The sequence below is a fragment of the Paenibacillus sp. FSL H7-689 genome, from assembly GCF_000517905.1.
Classification (GTDB): domain Bacteria; phylum Bacillota; class Bacilli; order Paenibacillales; family Paenibacillaceae; genus Paenibacillus; species Paenibacillus amylolyticus.
In genome coordinates this window covers 213,501-232,906 of the sequence record NZ_ASPU01000028.1, presented here as the reverse complement: position 1 = coordinate 232,906, position 19,406 = coordinate 213,501, and the positions used below count along the sequence as shown (strand labels likewise).

16 protein-coding genes and 1 riboswitch are annotated in these 19,406 nt (G+C 45.0%); of the genes, 7 read left to right on the top strand and 9 right to left on the bottom strand.

What is annotated here, in order from left to right:
- Positions 1-79: 79 nt before the first annotated feature.
- Positions 80-1,357 carry a WD40/YVTN/BNR-like repeat-containing protein gene (locus C170_RS20680; protein ID WP_036613731.1) on the bottom strand — a complete coding sequence of 426 codons (1,278 nt, stop codon included), beginning with the start codon at positions 1,355-1,357 and terminating at the stop codon, positions 80-82.
- 336 nt (positions 1,358-1,693) lie between these two features.
- Here C170_RS20680 and C170_RS20675 point away from each other — a divergent pair, with 336 nt between their 5' ends.
- On the top strand, positions 1,694-2,623 hold the full coding sequence (locus C170_RS20675; protein ID WP_036613729.1) for an L-lactate dehydrogenase: 930 nt from the start codon (positions 1,694-1,696) through the stop codon (positions 2,621-2,623).
- Between the two features lie 273 nt (positions 2,624-2,896).
- Here C170_RS20675 and C170_RS20670 read toward each other — a convergent pair whose 3' ends face one another.
- The 5 genes from C170_RS20670 to C170_RS20650 form a co-directional block, all read right to left on the bottom strand.
- A complete protein-coding gene (locus tag C170_RS20670) occupies positions 2,897-3,817 on the bottom strand; it encodes a tyrosine-type recombinase/integrase (RefSeq protein ID WP_036613727.1) in 921 nt (306 codons plus the stop codon).
- Between the two features lie 99 nt (positions 3,818-3,916).
- Entirely contained in the window at positions 3,917-4,996 is a 1,080-nt protein-coding gene (locus C170_RS20665) for a hypothetical protein (protein ID WP_036613725.1), read from the bottom strand.
- Between the two features lie 259 nt (positions 4,997-5,255).
- Positions 5,256-6,692 carry an amino acid permease gene (locus C170_RS20660; RefSeq protein WP_036613723.1) on the bottom strand — a complete coding sequence of 479 codons (1,437 nt, stop codon included), beginning with the start codon at positions 6,690-6,692 and terminating at the stop codon, positions 5,256-5,258.
- 520 nt (positions 6,693-7,212) lie between these two features.
- Entirely contained in the window at positions 7,213-8,592 is a 1,380-nt protein-coding gene (locus C170_RS20655) for an amidohydrolase family protein (RefSeq protein ID WP_036613721.1), read from the bottom strand.
- Between the two features lie 111 nt (positions 8,593-8,703).
- A complete protein-coding gene (locus tag C170_RS20650; protein ID WP_036613719.1) occupies positions 8,704-9,255 on the bottom strand; it encodes a CGNR zinc finger domain-containing protein in 552 nt (183 codons plus the stop codon).
- Between the two features lie 142 nt (positions 9,256-9,397).
- Between C170_RS20650 and C170_RS20645 the strand changes: the two genes are divergently transcribed.
- From C170_RS20645 to C170_RS20620, 6 genes are all read left to right on the top strand, one after another.
- A complete protein-coding gene (locus C170_RS20645) occupies positions 9,398-9,898 on the top strand; it encodes a DinB family protein (protein WP_036613718.1) in 501 nt (166 codons plus the stop codon).
- A gap of 84 nt (positions 9,899-9,982) precedes the next feature.
- Positions 9,983-10,136, top strand: a riboswitch (FMN riboswitch).
- Positions 10,137-10,280: 144 nt separating this feature from the next.
- Complete coding sequence (locus tag C170_RS20640) at positions 10,281-11,261, top strand: DMT family transporter (protein WP_036613716.1); 981 nt, start codon at positions 10,281-10,283, stop codon at positions 11,259-11,261.
- A 330-nt stretch (positions 11,262-11,591) separates the two neighbouring features.
- On the top strand, positions 11,592-13,088 hold the full coding sequence (locus C170_RS20635; protein ID WP_036613714.1) for an amidase: 1,497 nt from the start codon (positions 11,592-11,594) through the stop codon (positions 13,086-13,088).
- Positions 13,089-13,222: 134 nt separating this feature from the next.
- Positions 13,223-13,831: a DUF1989 domain-containing protein gene (locus C170_RS20630; RefSeq protein WP_036613711.1), complete on the top strand. Its 609-nt coding sequence runs from the start codon at positions 13,223-13,225 to the stop codon at positions 13,829-13,831.
- Between the two features lie 139 nt (positions 13,832-13,970).
- Positions 13,971-14,597 (top strand): LysE family translocator, encoded by a 627-nt coding sequence (locus C170_RS20625; protein WP_017688112.1) that lies wholly within the window; start codon positions 13,971-13,973, stop codon positions 14,595-14,597.
- A gap of 82 nt (positions 14,598-14,679) precedes the next feature.
- Positions 14,680-15,441 carry a YqcI/YcgG family protein gene (locus C170_RS20620; protein ID WP_036613709.1) on the top strand — a complete coding sequence of 254 codons (762 nt, stop codon included), beginning with the start codon at positions 14,680-14,682 and terminating at the stop codon, positions 15,439-15,441.
- Between the two features lie 56 nt (positions 15,442-15,497).
- Here C170_RS20620 and C170_RS20615 read toward each other — a convergent pair whose 3' ends face one another.
- The 3 genes from C170_RS20615 to C170_RS20605 all read right to left on the bottom strand — a co-directional run bounded on the left by C170_RS20615 (position 15,498) and on the right by C170_RS20605 (position 19,312).
- Positions 15,498-16,844: an amino acid permease gene (locus C170_RS20615; protein WP_036613708.1), complete on the bottom strand. Its 1,347-nt coding sequence runs from the start codon at positions 16,842-16,844 to the stop codon at positions 15,498-15,500.
- 254 nt (positions 16,845-17,098) lie between these two features.
- Positions 17,099-17,866 carry an S-layer homology domain-containing protein gene (locus C170_RS20610; RefSeq protein WP_036613706.1) on the bottom strand — a complete coding sequence of 256 codons (768 nt, stop codon included), beginning with the start codon at positions 17,864-17,866 and terminating at the stop codon, positions 17,099-17,101.
- Between the two features lie 552 nt (positions 17,867-18,418).
- Entirely contained in the window at positions 18,419-19,312 is an 894-nt protein-coding gene (locus C170_RS20605; protein ID WP_036613704.1) for an aldo/keto reductase, read from the bottom strand.
- Between the last annotated feature and the right edge of the window lie 94 nt (positions 19,313-19,406).

The window sequence follows — 19,406 nt, the reverse complement described above, 5'->3', positions numbered from 1 at the left end:
CAAACTAAGCAAAAAAAGAAAAGGAACCCGTAGGCTCCTCTCCTTTCTCCTATCTATTCACATCGATAACACTCTACGTTTAAAGTACTTTCCAATGTACACCGCCATCTACCGTTTGCAATAACAACGATCTTTTGGCATCTGTATTTTCAACCAATATCCAGCCAAGCTTGGGGGTAACCATCTGCATCTTCACAATCTCCGGATAGTCTTCGAGAATTTTCTCCAGTACACTGCTTGCAGGAAGAGCGCTCCACGTTTTGCCCGCATCCTTGGTGTGGTAGGTTATGCCCTTTTGCATCGCCCAACCTTCCGATGCGTTCAGAAATACTGGTGAAAGGTTACGATTCGGACCCGTTTGTTTGTTTAAAGTGAAATTGGACAGCTTCCAGCTCTTTCCTCCATCGGTGGTAAAGAATCCATTAAATGTCGTGCTCTCGCCTTGAGAACAGGACATTGACATCCAGGCTGATTGCGCTTCACGTCCAAAAAATTCTGGTGAACTAACACTGAAATTACCACACCCGTTGAATTTGTTTCGATCAAAGAAGGATGGTCCAGTATTCCAGTTCTCTCCGCCGTCTGATGTTACATACAACTTCGGTGTGCCGAACTCCAGCGCTGTTAAGAAACCGTGTTTTGGATCCGAGAAAGTCATGCCCGTGGTGTATCCACGTTTGGAAATCTCTTCTGCTTCCTGTTTGCCATCTTCATCACTGGAAGACATCCGATTCCAGGTAATTCCACCGTCCTCGGTAAAGTAAAGTTTCTTGTCCTGTTTACCAATAGCGGTATCGACCGTGGTGAGAATCCAGCCTTTCTCAGGAGATACAAATGAGATCGCAGTCACTTTATCCGTCTTGGACAGAGAAGACAGGCTCCAAGTTACGCCCCCATTGTTGGTGCGAAGCACCATGGTATCTGTTCCACCCATACCTTCACGAACAATCCAACCGTGCGCACGATCTACAAAATAAATGCTTTGTCCATATTTAGGGTTAGCCGGAAATTGTACATTTTCCGAAGGTGAAATATTGGTCCAGGTCTTTCCCTGATCCTGAGTGTAGTACAGGCGCAGCGCATTCCGCGTCACCCCCCACGCCAATCCTCCGTTGTCATTGAGCAACTGAAAATCGGTCAAACGGGTCTGTATCTGGTACTTGGCCATGTCTGCAGATTCTGTACTATTCACAGGGGGAACGACAGTTAATGTCTGCCCTGTATTCCCGGTGTCCTCCTGCTGCTGCGGAGGTTCTGCTACCGGAGGTTGATCTGAGTCGGTGCATGCAGCCAATACAGCTGCTATACCTATAGACAGTAATGCTGTCTGCGCGATTTTAATCCATTGCGAACGCAAGTGGGTTCCACCTCTCTCATCCAATATACAGGCGCGCATGTCTGTCCTATGGCGTTTTATTTACGATTCATCAGAATCCACTGCTCCTATTCTACCACAAACCTTATGTAAAAGGCTCATTGCCCACTCATGGTCGGCCGCTCCCTTTTTCCAGCTCATACTCTGGGCTATAGGTCGCACATTTATTACCATTAATTTCATCCTAAACTGTTTTTCGACGGAATAATTGGTAAAAAGACATGAAATGTGAACTATTTTATAGACAACACTCGCTTTATATTCTCTAATCCCTTAATATGGATGGGAGTATAACCCAAAAAGGAGAGGATATTGAACATGACAAATAGTGCAGCTCTGAAACCAAGTCGTGTCGTGATTGTAGGCATGGGTGCGGTGGGAACAACAACGGGATACACGCTAATGTTGAGACAGCGTTCGTCCGAGTTGGTATTTGTGGATGTGAATCATGATAAAGCAACCGGCGAAATGCTGGATATGAACCACGGTCTTCCATTTACGGGAGGCGTGAAAGTATGGGCTGGCGATTATTCCGACTGCAAAGATGCAGATATCATTATTATTACAGCGGGTGCTTCCCAGAAACCGGGCGAAACCCGGATTGATCTGCTGAAGAAAAATGCAAGCATTTTCAAAGATATTATTGAGCGTATTACTGAAGTGAATTCTCATGGTATTTTACTGATTGCAACCAATCCTGTAGATATTTTGTCCTATACTTCATGGAAACAAAGTGGATGGCCTGCCTCCCGTGTCATCGGTTCAGGTACATTGCTCGATAGCGCACGTTTCCGTTACCTGATTGGTAAGAATAAAGGGATCGACCCGCGTAGTATTCACGCACACATTATTGGTGAGCATGGAGATTCCGAAGTACCGGTATGGAGCCTGGCTAACGTTGCAGGAACAGATCTGGAATTGGATGAAGAAACACAACAGGATATCTTCGACCGTACCAAAAATGCAGCGTATGAGATTATTAATGCCAAAGGAGCGACTTCCTATGCAATCGCCCTTGCTCTGGACCGCATTGTAGCTGCAATTCTCGGCAACGAAGGCTCCGTTCTGAACGTATCCACGTACCTTGAAGATTACAATGGTGTATCGGATGTTTATCTGGGTGTTCCATGTGTTGTCGATCGCAACGGTGTGCGCGAAATTCTGCCTCTTCCGTTGAATGAAACCGAAAAAGTGGCTTTCCAGGCTTCTGCTAACAAATTAAAAGAACAGATCGCTGGACTCGAGTAATTCAATCCCGCAATCATTCATATCGTGAACGATTCAGCACGTTAAAAGTTGTATATTAAGATATCTGTCTTAGCCAAAAAGGCCATTTGTTTCTTCTAAAGAGAAGAGGCGAATGGTTCTTTTGTTTGATTTCTATTATAGGCCTATTTTAGATTTCAGATATTAGTTTACATAATATTAATTATGTTTAAATATCCACCATCCAAATCAATAACCAAAAAAGCTCGTCACTTGGACAGACTACTTTTCGGATTAAATATTGGCTTTTTTCTTCTAATATGTCGGAAGTTTTACGTCCAGCAGAGCCATAGCCTCTTCTTTCTCCCTACTGGTGACGTGTGTGTACACGGTTGTTGTTTGAATCGATGCATGACCAAGCAGTTCCTGTACCGTACGCAAGTCGGCTCCACGCCGTAACATCATGGTCGCGAACGAGTGACGCAGCTTATGACTGGAGTAGTTTTGACGTTGATTGGCTGGTGATTCCTGCTGGAAGCGTTCAAAGGTTTCCGTAGATATGAGCTGGATGCTGCGAATCGACAGTCGCTTCCCTTTCTGCGAGACAAATAACGCTTCCTCTTTTGGCCGCCAAGGATCGAGACGCTCAGCCATCGCTTGAGATAATACTTTTGCCACAGTCTCCGGTACAGGAAGCGAGCGCCATTTCCGACCTTTACCAAATACATCCAATGTACGCCGCTCCGCATTATAGTCTTTGCAATCCAACGCATGTACTTCTCCAACCCGTAATCCCATATATCCCATCAGTAGAAAAACAGCCAGATTACGTGTGCGATACTTGCCTTCTACCGACTCCAGAAAACGTGTCAGCCCATTTTCATCAAGGAAAACGGGCGCACGGTTTTTCTCGGTTTTGGATTTTTTGATCCCAAACGCGGGATTATTGGTTAACAATTCGAGTTCAATGAGGGACTTGTAAAAACAGTTCACCGCCGCATGTTTGCGATTTCTCGTGGCATCACTAACCCCGCGCTCCCGCGCGCGGGACAGAAAAGACAACACATGCAGCTTTTTGACCTGCTCCAGTGACTTTCCTTGAATGGAGACCAGGAATTCCACCACGTCACCCGTGTATGATTTTACTGTATGGCCTGTATATCCGGCGTCCTTCATCCATATGTGAAAAGCTTCTAGCTCGTCCGCATATTGCTCCTGAATCTCCTCGGTCATCATCTGTCTACGTCACCTCAATTCGGTTCTTTATAAATTGACTAAGATTATTTACACGGGCACTGCGATGACAGAACAACCTTCTTAAGCTGAACAGAGCCCCTAGGCTTCATCCACAATGACAACATCAATCAGTGGAATGATCGTTTCAGGTTTGCCTTGACTGCGAGTAAGTACAAACGATGGCAATGGATTCTCGTGCAGCCCATTCACGGATTCGCAGATCTGAGTATACAAATCCATGTGCAACGTCTCGCCTTCACCCGCCACATCAATGACAGGCCAATCGTTCTGAACGCAGGCAGGCCAGTAAGCTAGCTCATTCGCAGGTACGATACTTAATTGTTGAATGGACGGATCGAGATGGTAGATCCCTTGCCGTTCAGGTTCATCGCCCAGCTTGTCCACGGCGAGTATTCGAGCAGACTGCTCATCTGGTGCAGAATAGAGTGAATAACACCACGGAGTCACGCCCCAGGCAATTGCCATCAGCCCCTCTTCCAGCAACGTATCTGACAGATTCCCTTCGGCAAATTGCTCGATCAGATTATGGTTACCCGGTCCCATCAGTGCCTCTACGCGTTCAGCGAGTCGAGGCAGGTCAGCGAGAATAAATCCTCCTCTCCCGTAGGAGTCAAACACATGATGGTTTCTGCTCCACACAGCTTGAGATGGTGAACTCAACGACGCTGCATCTGCCGGGAAAAGCGATATATATACGGTGATAACTTGCGCATACTTAACCATTGCAAGTTGTTCAGGTTCGAGTGTACCTTCAGCAATACGAGGTGTTTTCATATGCAGGGAGATTCGAAGTTCGTATTCCCCCTCTTGAAATGCTTCCCAACCAAGATTAACAGACTGTTCAACGCCTTCAATAGATGCAATGGAGATTGAACTATCCGGTTTCAGGTTAACAGCATACTGCACGTATGCCAGCTCCTGACCATAGATGATATTGGCATCCTGACGATTGACCGGTGAATCCAACTGTTGTGCAATGACAGATACCTTACGTCCATCCTTCAGAAGACGCTGCGGATCAATATCTAACTGTAGGTCACCTGCACCTCCTGATTGTGAAACAATTAATTGTGCCTCTGCAAGTACAGATGAGTCAGCTAATGCAAATCCAAAAGCTGCGTTTTGATGATTTGAACTCGTATGTAATGGTGTGTTCATGATACATCCCCTCTCTTATGTCTGATGGCATATCACATCCCCAAATATATTTCATATTTGGCTTAGCCGCAACCCCGACCCCGTGATTAAGTTCGTCACGTCCCTAATTACTTACCCATATATGAAGAAAATTCCAACCTTCCCCTGCTGTTATCATCCTTTATCTTTCTATATAAAAAAATCCCCATCCCGCTTCGCCTAAGCGATACGAAATGAGGAAAAATGAAGATATTCTCGGTTAAAGATGTTCTCGACTAATCTATTTATCCTTCGCTCTGAAAGCACTCGAGATCCGGCGTGCCGGATTCAGATGACTGTAATGACGTCCATACGCAAAGTAGATGATCAATCCGATGATCAACCAAGCAAAAAACGTAATCCATGTCAGCGCCGCAAGGCGTGTCATCAAGTATACACAACCCAATGCACTCAGAATCGGAATCAGTGGCACAAGTGGAACGCGGAATCCGCGTTTGAGATCCGGGTTATTTTTACGCAACACGATAATGCCCAGACTTACAACTGCAAAAGCAAACAACGTTCCGATGTTCGTAAGCTCCGCCAAATGTCCCAGCGAGATGAACCCGGAGAACAGAGCCACGATAATGCCCGCAACCCATGTCCCTACCGCTGGTGTCTGACTTTTGCCACTGACCTTGGAGAAGACCGGTGACAGCAGTCCGTCACGAGACATGGAATAGAGCAGACGTGTCTGACCATACATCATAACCAGCAATACGGTCGTAATGCCGGCAATCGCTCCAAGAGATACAATCCAGGACAATCCCTTCAGTTGGACATATTCAAATGCAAACGCAACCGGATCACTTACATTCAACATGTTATAAGGCACAATCCCTGTGAGGATCAACGATACAACAATGTAGAGAACCGTACAGATTGCCAGTGACGCAATAATTCCAATCGGCAAATCCCGTTGTGGCTGCTTAACTTCTTCTGCCGCTGTAGAGACCGCATCAAATCCGATGTAGGCAAAAAATACCGTCGCTGCCCCTGCAGTTACACCCGAGATACCAAAAGGCAAAAATGGCTGCCAGTTGGTTGGCTCTACATAGAAAACACCTACACCAATGAAGATCAACACCACGATAATTTTAATCGCTACCATAATGCCGTTCGCACGAGCCGCTTCCTTCACCCCTCGGGTAAGCAGAAAAGTGATAATTAACGTAATGACCGCAGCTGTGATGTCAAAATAGGTTCCCTTTTCCGGGATAAACGCACTCGTTAGCGCATGGGGTAACTCCAGCCCGAATCCGGACAACAACGTTTGAAAGTATCCAGACCATCCACTGGCTACCGCCGCACTCGCAAAACCATACTCCAATATCAGATCCCATCCCAGAATCCAGGCAATCACCTCTCCAAAAGCCGTATAGCTATAGGTGAACGCACTGCCCGAGGCCGGTATGCTTGAGGCAAATTCCGAGTAACATAATGCCGCGAATGCACATATGATACCTGCCAGTAAAAATGACAGTACAAGTCCCGGGCCGGCATACGTTGCGGCAGCTACACCAGTCAACACAAAAATCCCTGTGCCGATAATGGCACCTACCCCAAGTGTGGTTAAGTCCAACGGACCGAGCGCCCTTTTCAATGCACTGCTGTTATCGCCCTCCGAGGCAATTGGTTTTTTGCGAAATAATGAAGATCGTTGTTTGTTCTCACGCATAGTTATGTTCCTCTCGTCATGAATCTTGAATGTGCTATGGATGTAGCAGCGATTGGATGGCTTCCCATCTGTTCTATGAAAAAGTCATTTGTTCTATCTTATCGATCACCTATAAAAACCTATCGAATTCTACACGTTATCGCGTTGCTTGGTTAAATTTATTTTTGAAGATCACTTATTTTGTTCTTTTTCCGCGAAATTTATCATGATCTGTTGCACGTGGTTGAATATGAAAATGGATTTAAAACAAAACTGCGTATAATTTATATTATGCGCAGTTTTTATGAGCATAATTTTCTGCGAAAAACATCTCTGGTACCTTGTTATCTGAAGTTAAGAAAAAGAGAGCTCTTTTCGTCTTTTTCCGCTGTATCTTCCTACCTTATCCTGTCTAATTCCACGATATGAAGGCATGTCAAAGAGCCACATATCATTATGCGGCCCTTTATTTTTTACTATAGGTAGAAGTGTATATAAAAATACGAACTGACTTCATTTCAGGTTTTTATGAAAAAGTAAATTATGAGAAAGCAATTCTCTCTGCATCTGACATCCTGTATTGGGTTAACAAATAATCTTTGCTCTGCATCGCCGCATGACGAATCGCATCCAGATCAACATTCAACAGCTTACCCTCTCGCTTCACGAGTCTACCTGCCACAAAGACCGTATCCACGTTGGATGGATTGGCAAATTGCACAACAGCGCCGATTGGATCATGAACGGGGAACATATTCAAATCGGTGGTACGAATCATGATCAGATCCGCTTCTTTCCCTGGGGTCAACGTACCGACCTTCTGTTCTAATCCCAATGCTTGGGCACCAGCTGAAGTTGCAAATCTCAGCACTTGGCTGGACTGCAAGTTCAACTCACCAGGCATCTCACCCTGCTGCAAAAGTTGTTCATTGGCTCTGGATCGTTCAGCTTGAAGTGCAAACTTCATCTGCGAGAACATATCTCCGCCTGTGGACGTCACCACATCTACACCAAGTGTAGGGGTTCCCCCATGTTCAAGAAAATAGCCGGTGGCTGGATATCCATGCCCCATCATCATTTCAACCTCAGGTGTGACCGACAAGGAAGCTCCGCTATCTGCCAGCATTTTGTATTCATCCATGCCCATGGTGTTACCATGAACGATATTCACCCGTGGACTTAAGAGTCCCGCTTCGTACAAGTGACTGATCGAGCGATCCACAGATCCCCAACTGCCAAATCCGGCATGCATGGAACAGATCGCATCCAGTTCTTGTGCTAGCTCGATCTCTTTCACGGTTGTATCCCAATGACTGAACTCCGGACCACGAATGGCAAGCCCATAAGTAAGCAATTGATCCCGTGATGAAAAATAACGTTCTTTGACTCTTCTCACATCATTATTCGAATACGTGAGTTGACTATCCCGATTCCAGTAGTCCGTCTCACCAGGTACTCCGTGAGCAAATACCGCCCGAATGCCAGCATCCTGAAGTCCACGAATCAGTTCATCCGTATGGTCAGGGGAATATGGCATGCTCCAATCCATTACTGTCGTCACTCCTGCGTTAAGCGCTTCCAAGGAACCGAGCAGGTTGGCAATATAACTATCTTGTGGGCGGAGCTTGCTTCCCATCGCACCATAATAGAGATTTTGCAAATAAACTGGTAACGACCAGTTGGTTCCCGCTGTTTTGACAAGTGATTCCCACATATGCCGATGTGTGTCCACCAGCCCAGGCATAATAATCATCGATGAAGCATCAATGATCTCCGCATCCGGAATATCCAGGTCGGGCTGAATAGCCATGATCAGTGAATCCTGAATCAAAACGTCCGCCCTCTTATACTGTCCAATTTTAGCATCCATCGACAACACACAGCCATTTTTCAACAGATAACTTGTCCGCACAAGAAACATCCCCCATCTATTTTGGTTTGAAAGACGATCACATCCTGCTTACGAATCCGTACTGCTTCTGACTATTTTTTCGCTAGTATATATACATTATATAGTTATTGTTAGTATTTATCAATTTTGGGATTTACGTTTCGCCCGAAATCTTCTGACCTTCATCAGATTGCCACACATCTTATCATCACAGTACTTCTGTGTTCTGCTTCGGGTATCATCATAGAACATCCAGCGACAATCCGAATTATCACAGATCCGGATCCTGCCGCCTTCTCCCTCTACCAAAGTCAAAGCAAAGTCAGCAGCTACCTCAGCCATAACCTGACTCCAATGTGCTTCTACAGCTACCAGTTGGAGTTTCAGTTCCTGATCAATTGTAGTCAATGTTCTTCTCACATGCCCTGCTTCCATAACGCCGTTCAACCATTGTTTTTCTATATCCGTTAATGATGCTCCAGAAGATAAGCGGGCTCCAAGAGCTATCAATTCATTCCTGAAATTTCTCATCGACAACTCCTCTTCTGGAGATGCAGGGACAGAAGCGTTAAGTTGCCATCGTTCCAGAAAATCTTGCTGCCAGTTCGCCTTCCCAAGTCTGTCCTCCGATCGATCTCCCCCACGCCAATCGTGATAATCGCTGTTTACAAAATCGGTCCATAATCTGTCCATATATACCTCCGTTTATGTAACCATCTAAGTAAACAAAGAAGGTTACAACTCGTCTTTGATGTGTTATATTGAGTGTAACCTTATTAATCAGTTTTAGCTAGTTACATCACCTATCACAATTATACGCAAGGAGGAAAAGGCAATGACAAAAACAACAGCACTAGATGTGTTACTTATTCAAAAGGATGATACTTGGGATCAATGTAATTGGATTGTACCTTTGTCGAAATCCTTGGAGGGTCTTACAGCAGAACAAGCAGCCTGGATTCCACCCTCAGGAGGATTAAGCATCTGGCAGTTGGTTAACCATATGTATTATTACAACCATCGCTTATTATGTCGCATGCAAGGTAAGGAGCCTACCCTTCCTGCTGTAGACTCCAATGAATACACATTTGGGAATCCTGGAGATGCAACGGACGCAGCTAGTTGGAATACACTGATGCAGGGTACAACTCGATTAGCCCAGCAGTTGCGAGATCAATTGGCTGCACTACAAGAGTCAGATCTTGAAGCCGCATATATGGATTCCGAAGAGAAATGGGCACACGAACTAGCTCGCTGGGTACTCCATGATGCGTATCACGCAGGTCAGATCGTGCTCCTTCGCAGACAGCAAGGAAGCTGGAAAATCGTTTTCTAAAAAAAATGCTTGAACTGCTAGCGCTTACAGGAATAAGATGAACTTATTAATGTTACAGCTTGTTCAACACACTATATAATTGAATAGGATCTTCGGGGTAGGGTGCAATTCCCAACCGGCGGTGATGTTCTTCGGAACCAGCCCGCGACTCGCTATTTGTTCTTAACGAAGGACATCTAGCGACTGACTTGGTGTGAATCCAAGGCCGACGGTACAGTCCGGATGAGAGAAGATCAACACATTGACATGCCGTTCACGGGAAGGCCTCTTTCCTGACGCATGTCCTTGGATGAGCCCCCGTTTATTTGGTATATACCAAAACGGGGGCTTTTGTCGATTTTGCCAACTGAAGATTCCGTGTTCTGACGAAGGAGTCCTGAATATGGAAAAGACATCAGCAGCATCACCTGTTTACCGCAAGGAACGAAGTAATACCGGATTCTGGCTTGTAGTTCTCGGCGCCGCCTTATGGGGTGTCGACCCCCTCTTCCGCATTATTTTGCTAAATACGATGACATCCACGCAGATTGTACTGGTGGAACATATCATCGTCAGTCTTATTGCCATTCCCGTACTGTGGAAATTTCGGGCTGATCTGAAAAACCTGCGCGCTCGCCACTGGATTGCCGTGATTTTTATCTCATGGGGAGGATCAGCACTCGCAACGGTATTGTTCACCATGGCGCTTACACATAACGATCCGAATACGGTGCTGTTATTGCAAAAAATGCAACCACTCTTCGCTATCGTGCTGGCTAAACTGTTATTAAAAGAAACGTTGCCTCGCCGCTTCGGTGGATTGTTCTTCATTGCATTAGCAGGAACGTACCTGCTTACATTTGGATTCACATTGCCATTAGGTAACTGGGACAACTGGATTCATGCTGGAAGCTTGTTATCCCTTGGGGCTGCTGCCCTATGGGGAGGTTCAACCGTTATGGGACGATTGATGCTGGGTCAGGCGCGTTACGAAACCGTCACCTCCCTGCGCTTTGTCGTTGCTCTCCCGCTCCTGATCTTTATGACGTGGAACGAAGGTGCGGCATGGACGTTCCCGTCCGGAACGGGTGAACAGACTGCTGTCATCCTCAACATTCTCGGTCAGGCATTGTTACCAGGTTTGCTCAGTCTTCTGTTGTATTACAAAGGTCTGTCGTCAACCAAAGCCTCTGTTGCAACACTCGCAGAACTTAGCTTCCCGATGGCTGGTGTGTTGGTGAACTGGATTGCTTTCCGTACACTGATTACATGGGAGCAGCTTCTTGGTTTTATCCTGATCTGGGTGGCCCTCTTCGCCATTTCCAGACAGCAGGAAAGATCATCAACTGGGGCCGATGCTGCACCGAAGCTGCGTACAGAGTAAGTGGATATATCTGAGGTTCACATATAAACAAATAGTTAATATAAATGTAAAATAAAACCATTGCACATCAAATTAGATGAGCAGTGGTTTTATTTTATTGCCATTACTCGATTATTACTCGATCATTTTCTCAATTAGCAAAATGAGCTATTAACCCTGTGCTTTATTTCTATATCGCATATGCAAATCCCCCTCTTTTTCCTCCAACCTCATAACGAGTATGCATATCATCGCACTACTTCTCTTCTATCTTTTGTCTTTTGTCTAATCCGGTGGTACGATGACATATGGAATAAACAGATGAATTATATTCAGAGAGGAACGATCATAATGTCTTCATTCTCATATACCTCCTACGACGCCGTAGGTTTGGCTGAACTGATCCGATCCCGGGAAGTATCCCCGGTTGAAATGCTTGAAGCGGCGTTTGCACGCCTTGAAGAAGTGAATCCGCAACTTAATGCGGTTATTCGTACATATGAATCTCGTGCACGGGAGGAAGCCGGTTTGGTTCGACCTGGAGAACAACCTTTTGCCGGTGTTCCCCTGCTCCTGAAAGATATCTCGCAATCCTTGGAAGGTGAATTTCTGACTTCAGGCTCACGTTTGTTCAGCGAGCATCGGTCATTACGCAATTCCAATTTTGTCACTCGACTCCGTGATGCAGGCTTTATCTTCATAGGACATACCAATACGCCTGAATTTGGTTTGAAAAATATTACCGAGCCCCGTCTTCATGGTCCCACTCGCAATCCATGGAATATCAATCACTCCCCGGGTGGTTCAAGTGGTGGTGCCGCTGCTGCTGTAGCTTCGGGTATTGTTCCTCTTGCCGGAGCCAGTGACGGAGGAGGTTCGATTCGTATCCCGGCTTCCTTTAGCGGATTGTTTGGGTTAAAGCCAACCCGCGGGCGCACACCTGTAGGACCGGGAGTTGGTCGTCAATGGCAAGGCGCATCGATTGATTTTGCCCTCTCTCGCTCGGTTCGGGACAGTGCTGCATTGCTTGATACGTTACAAGTCATTCAGCCCGAAGCTGCGTTCCATGCTCCACTCTTTCCAGGCAGTTACTTGGCTGATATGAGCTATCCACATCAACGCAAACTGAAAATTGCATACACAACGGATTCACCCGTGGGAACACCTGTCAGCGCAGAAGCCAAAGAGTCTGTATACAAGCTCGTTCGCTGGTTGGAAGATCAAGGTCATCATGTTGAGGAAAAACTGAGTCCAGTCAATGGAGTTCGGTTGATGGAGAACTATTACATGATGAACAGTGGTGAGATGGCTGCGATGATCTCTTCTATGGAACGCTCCATGGGCCGGGCTCTGACCTCCGATGATATGGAGATTGAATCTTGGGTTCTGGCTGAAGCAGGCAAAAAGGTGTCCGCTGCGGAATTTGTACATAGCTTAGCTGAATGGGATGTAGCTGCAGCCCAGATGTCCACTTTGTTCGAGCGTTATGACTTCTACGTCACACCTGTTAATGCTTTTCCTGCGCCTAAGATTGGTGAATTAACACCTCATGACGAACAGATCCGTAATCTGATGCGAATTAGTGAATTGGACAAGACCCAGCAGCAGCAACTCATTTATGAAATGTTTGAGCCAAGTCTTACGTATACACCGTTCACCCAGCTTGCAAATCTGACAGGTCAGCCTGCGATAAGTGTACCTCTGCATATGACACCTGAAGGGTTGCCAATGGGCGTTCAAGTGATGGCAACCAAGGGACGCGAAGATTGGTTATTACACCTGGCTGGACAGCTTGAACAATCAGACCTCTGGATCGGGATGAGAGGTAATCCACTATTTCCAGCATAAAGACGTATTATGTGGTGTGTTAAATTTACCATTGGATGTTCCTGCCTGAGTACAGAGTGCATCGCCATAAAAGTGCATGAAAGCATCATCTGTTCCGCATACTGAAAGCAAACAGTAGCGGAGGAATGTAACAGATGAATACAAATCAGCGCCATAAACAGTCTTATCGTATCCCAGCCAAAACGGGATATGCCTTGAAAGTAAACAAGGGTTCTTTACTACGCATAACGGATCTGGAGGGACAGCAAGTCATTGATTTTGTGGCATATGATGCTACAGATGCTAACCATCGCTTGGACCCCGGCGTGACAATGGACGTATTGCGTACTTATCGAATTAAACCGGGACAGTTTGTGTATTCCAATCAGTATCAACCTTTACTCAAGATTGTCCGTGACACCGTTGGGGTACATGATTTCTTCAACTCCGCTTGTCGCCCAGAGATGTATGAGGTGTTATACGACAAAAAGGATCATGCCAGTTGTTATCACAATCTGAACACGGCACTGGAACCCTTTGGGATTCTACCACCAGACCAACACTATCCGTTTAACCTGTTTATGAAGTCCGTTGTAGACAGTGAAGGCAAGATTGATGTTGTAGCTCCCGACTCTCGTGCAGGTGATTATGTCGAGATGGAGGCATTAATGGATCTCACAATTGGGCTCTCCGCCTGTCCTTGTGAAGAAAGCTCATGCAACGGATATAACTGCACCCCTATTCAATTGGATGTGGAACTTTAACAGAATGAAAAGGCCTTGACACAGTATGAGATAAAAGTAGTTTGTTCTAATTCACTCCTTGCGGGAATACGATGACTTGTACCCATTTTCTGTGACAACTGGTACAATTCATCGAACCCGTTAAGGAGTGAACGTGTTTATGTCTGTACTGTTCAGTTATATTATCTTGGGAATATCATTGTCCGCTCCAATCGGTCCGATTAACGCCGCCCAACTCGACCGTGGAGCCCGCCACGGATTCATGCATGCCTGGATTCTAGGACTCGGAGCTATGTTTGCAGATTTGGTGTATATGCTGCTGATTTATTTTGGAGTTGCCCATTTTCTGGACACGCCGTTCATGCGCTCTTTTCTCTGGTCATTTGGCAGTTTTATTCTGATTTACACGGGAGTGGAAACGCTCTCGAAGCTAAAGCAAGGCATTCAGGGTACATCTACTGCGGAAGCAACTGTTCGAAAATCATTTATATCCGGATTTTTGATGGCCCTGTCCAATCCACTGAATATTTTATTTTGGCTTGGGATCTATGGCTCTATTCTCGCGACAACTGTGAAACATACGGATACCGCTCATTTGCTGCTCTACAGTTCAGGCATATTCATTGGTATTCTGGTGTGGGATGTCATTATGGCTGGCATGGCCAGTCGATTCCACAAACATAGCAGTGAGAATGTATTGCGCTGGATCTCTATCATTTCGGGAATCTGCCTGATCGGATTTGGTTTGTATTTTGGGTACGAAGCTGTACGTTCCATATTTTTCTGACAACAAAATCAGGCTGGACAGTCACCCAACTTCCCCCACATTAATACTGTAACGGTATCATGTGGAATGGAGTTGGGAATCAATGGCGGAGCTGTATAGTGCCGACGAAATAAACACCTTGTTTGAGCGTCTTCCATCTTGGCAGCAGGACGCTTATTCGCAATTTGGTAAAATGATCGCCGACGAAGATAATACGTATCCATGTGTACCTGGACGAATGGGATTTCTGTCAGGACATTTGAGGTACGGATTTACGTGTGACCCCCGATCTGAACATGCTGCCGAAGATATGGCCGATCTGCTTAGACAATATGGTCCTGTCTCCAGAGACACCGGTCATTACGCTTCGATGGTCGTGATCTGTGAGACACCAAGTGATCTGAAAGATCATACAACGGTAGAACAATATCAGACGTTATTCTGGCAAATGCTTAATCGGGTAAGTTCACACGATACCGAGCCGTGGCCGGAACATATTTCAACCGATCCTCATGATTCATCATGGGAGTTTTGCTTTGGCGGAGAGCCTTACTTTTGTTTTTGTGCAACTCCTGCACATGAACTCCGAGCCAGCCGGCATTTTCCTTATCTCATGTTTGCTTTTCAACCACGGTGGGTATTCGAATCCATTAATGACAACACCCCTCTTGGCCGTAAAATGAAAACCTTAATTCGCAAACGTCTCGCTGCATATGATGCTGTACCTGCTCACCCTTCGCTGATGTGGTATGGTCAGCAGGATAATCTGGAATGGAAACAGTATTTCCTGCCTGATGATGAGCAGACACCTTCCAAATGTCCATTCATGCGGATGAAGCAAGCCCTAGGCAAGTTGACGAAATAATCTTAAAGCACTCATTAATCCGTTGTGCGACCTCCACGAAAGTTGCTGAAAGGTACTTATGGTTTGGATGGTGCTGACTGCGGTGGTTTCGAGCCACGTACCTTATGAACAACATACGTGATGATCCCAAGGAACACCAAAAGTCCCACACTTGCCAGCAGACCCGTTCTGCTGGCTTTTTCCATCGCTGTCCCAGCCACAGCAGCCACAATTAATACTATGGCAATCCACACTTTGATGCGATTCCACTTCACGGGCTTCATTTTTTTAATGTACGTGATGCAGATGAGCAGCCATGTATACATTAATACCAGACTACCTGCTGTCGTCACATATTCAAACAAACTCTTGGGCATCCATAATGCCATCAACGTAGACAGGACTAATCCAGCCGCTGTGCAACACAATGCCTGAAGTGGCATGTCCTTTTTTCCCCAGGTCTTCGTGAACAGTTTTGGTGCATCTCCATCTTCTGCGAGTTTCACCAACATGGACGTAATGGCATATAACGAAGCCACCATCGTCGAGAATCCGGCTATAATCAGAATTCCGTTGAGAATGTGGACCACAACAGTGAATCCAATGGTTGCCATGGCTTTGACAAGCGGACTTTCATCTGGAGTTAACTGAACTGAAGGCACAAGCAACAGGATCAACGCAATTGCAATCACATAGAGTGTACTCACCGATAATAGCATCACTCGACCTGATTTCACTGCATCTTTTGGCTCTTTCAGGTTAGCTGCCATCAGGCCCATAACCTCGATCCCGGCAAAAGCAAAGAATGCATAGATGAAACCGGTCCATACCCCTTTACCCCCATGCGGGAACCATTCATTCTTCAATTGCTCTGGTGTTACTTTTACAGGTAACCAACCCAGACAAGCCGCTCCTGCTATAGCTATAAATGCAACCGTTGCAGCAAGTTTGATTACAGCAAGAATATTCTCCGTTTTGGTTAATCCCTTTGCTCCCAGTGCAGCAATGAACAGACCTATAGCGGCATAGATCGCAACAAATGCCCATAGCGGAAACTTGGGAAACCAGAATTGAGAGAACAGCCCAAGTGCCGTTAATGAGCTGCCCATGATGAGCATTTCAGAGAACCAGTACATCCATCCACTACCAAAACCAGCCCAAGGTCCGAATGCTTCGCCCGCATACGTTCGAAAAGCGCCTTCCTTTGGATCATCTGCCGTCATCTGTGCCAGCGCACCAAATACAAAGTAAGTACCTGCCGCCGCCAGTACCAACAATATAAGTACGGATATGCCGGCCCAATGAATCGCGAGACTGGTTCCCAGAAAAAATCCCGTTCCCAGTGTGCAACCCGCGCCAAACAAGGATAGGCTGAACCAACTTAGTTTTTCATCGTCGTTTTTACGGTGTTGCTGACTTTTCATGAAGCTCCTCCTTCTGCCTTATCCCCTTACGATTTACAGGTCATGGAGGTTTTATGTCTGTATTACCAAAAGAATTATTATTAGTTTACATAATAATTAATATGTTTTTCGGATGTATTGACTTGTAATTATTTGTTGTCTCCGTTATATGGAAAACTTCTTATTATACAAATCAAAAAAAGAAAAACCTTCCACATGTAAATATTGTGAGAGGTTTTTCCATTGGGTATATCTAATCAAACTCGCATCAATAATTAATTTTGTGTTGCTTCGTACAGACGATGTAAAATGGTTGCTGCTTCAGCACGTGTCACAAAATCTTTCGGACGAAGGTATCCGTTATTCGCAGTAATAATGTCCATATTAGTCAGTGTGTAAAACGCTTCTGCCTTAAAATCTTGAGAATCACCATCATAATAGTATTCTCCTTCATCCTGATCAATGTAAATCACCGGATAGTTAACCGAGAAATTATCATAGTAACTTGCAGGACGAACTTTAATATCCTTATAGTTTGAAGCTGCAGAAACTACATCTTCAATTTCTGGGTGAAGGGTCTGATCGGTGAAATTAGTTCTAATAGAAGAGATCATCATAATATCCCAGCGAGTTAAAGGTTTATCAGGTTTAATAGAAAATTTATAGTCTGGGTATTGCCCATCTAAACCTTCAAAAAAACTCCACACGTAATCTCCATTGAATATAGCTGCAAAATCTTTGTTTGCCCAATGTTTACGTGCATCTACAAACTCTGAGGATTTTCCATCTGAATAATTAATTTCTGGGAAAAGCTTATGAAACATATGTACAAACTCTGCTTTGGTTATCGTGTTGCCTGGCTTGAAACTTCCATCCTTATAACCGCTAATAACGCCTTTTTTGACCATCAAATCAATAGATTCAGCAGCCCATTCATATTTTTTGCCCTGCACATCAGAAAATGTATTTGCCGCAAATGAGGATTGGGAAAAAAACAATGATACAACGATCAGTGGCATTATTAGCCACTTCTTTTTTAACATTAATCTTCACTCTCCTGTCTTATGTAGATCAATCTACTCATATTTATATCGGCCTTTCAAGAGCACATCATTAGAACACGACCAGATTATTCCGATAATCCACTGCATCTTTATCCCTAAAAAAAGTGGTTGACTTCAATCGCTTAGAATGGTTTCCCTTTTAAACTTGGGGTGTGTCAATGTGGCTGTATGAGCGATAGTAACTAAGGTGAGAAAATGATCTTTCTATTGTGAATTTTTCATATGTTGAAATATTATAAATTAAGTCTTTATTTCTATTATCTCGAACGCGGACTGCCCATTTTTCGTATTTTCTCAATATCTTCGTCGTTTTTTATAAATTTAGTCGCTTATAAGAAGGGATATTTCCTGGGATTTTTCCTCTTTCATCCTTTGTCACCCGTTTTGAACTAAGCTGACGTATAGACATTATCCCCTAAAATTTTTCGCAGCCCCTGATCCGAAAGTTGTTGTGAATTTTTCATATGTTGAAAATATTTTATGTTATTCATAAAAAAGCCGCCATATGGCGGCTTCGCTAATATTTCTGATTTAAGTCCGGCCAGTCCAATCTGCTCCGGCGATTTCTTTCCATCGTGCTCTAATTTCATCATACAATTCCTGTGGGAGTTGCCCTTTAGCCACAAGATCAGCATTTTGCTGCCAGCGATTGGGCTTGGCTGTTCCTACAATAGCTGTGTCTACACCTTCGGTACTTAGCGTAAAACGCAGTGCTGTTTCCACCGCTACCTGGGCATCTTCACCCAGAAAACCATAGTTCAGTTCACTTAAGCGCTTCCAGTATATAAATGGATAAGCCTCTTCTGAAAGTGTAACATACGTCCAGGCCGCATTGGCAATTGGTCTTTTGGCGATGACACCCATGTTTCTTTTTCTTGCCTCAGGCAACGTAAGATCAATTGCTTCCTGATCTGCGATATTTAATGAAGTCTCCAGGCTGTCAAATACTCCGGTCTGAATCGCATATAGCGCATCTGTTGTATCCCCACTGTATCCGATAAACCTGGTCCTACCTGATTCCTTGGCAAGCTGTAGCACTTCGATCACTGCTCCTTGTCGGAGTACTTCTTCGGAGCAGCTATGCAAATGGATAACATCCACATAGTCCGTTTTCAGCCTTTTCAGACTACGGTCAATCGTTTGCTCCAGTACTTTGGCATCCCAATCCGGACCTTCGATCCCAGCAGCATGTCCACATTTGGTGAACAAATAGTAGTCATCACGCCGATGTGACAACACCTCGCCGATTAATTCCTCGCTGTCACCGTAACATTCAGCCGTGTCTATCACGTTTAATCCAGCATCCAGGGCACTATTCAGCAATGTTGCTACATCCGTTTTGGATACATTTTTTCCTATTTCCGCTCCGCCAAATCCAAGTGTACTTACGTTCATGCCAGTATTACCGTACTTGCGCGTTTCCATGGTTATCTTCCTCCAAGTTCAGTGAATTGGGTACAGATAAATAGAAATACAGATTAACTTCAACTTCCCTTATGTTATTACCCATGATTTGGTT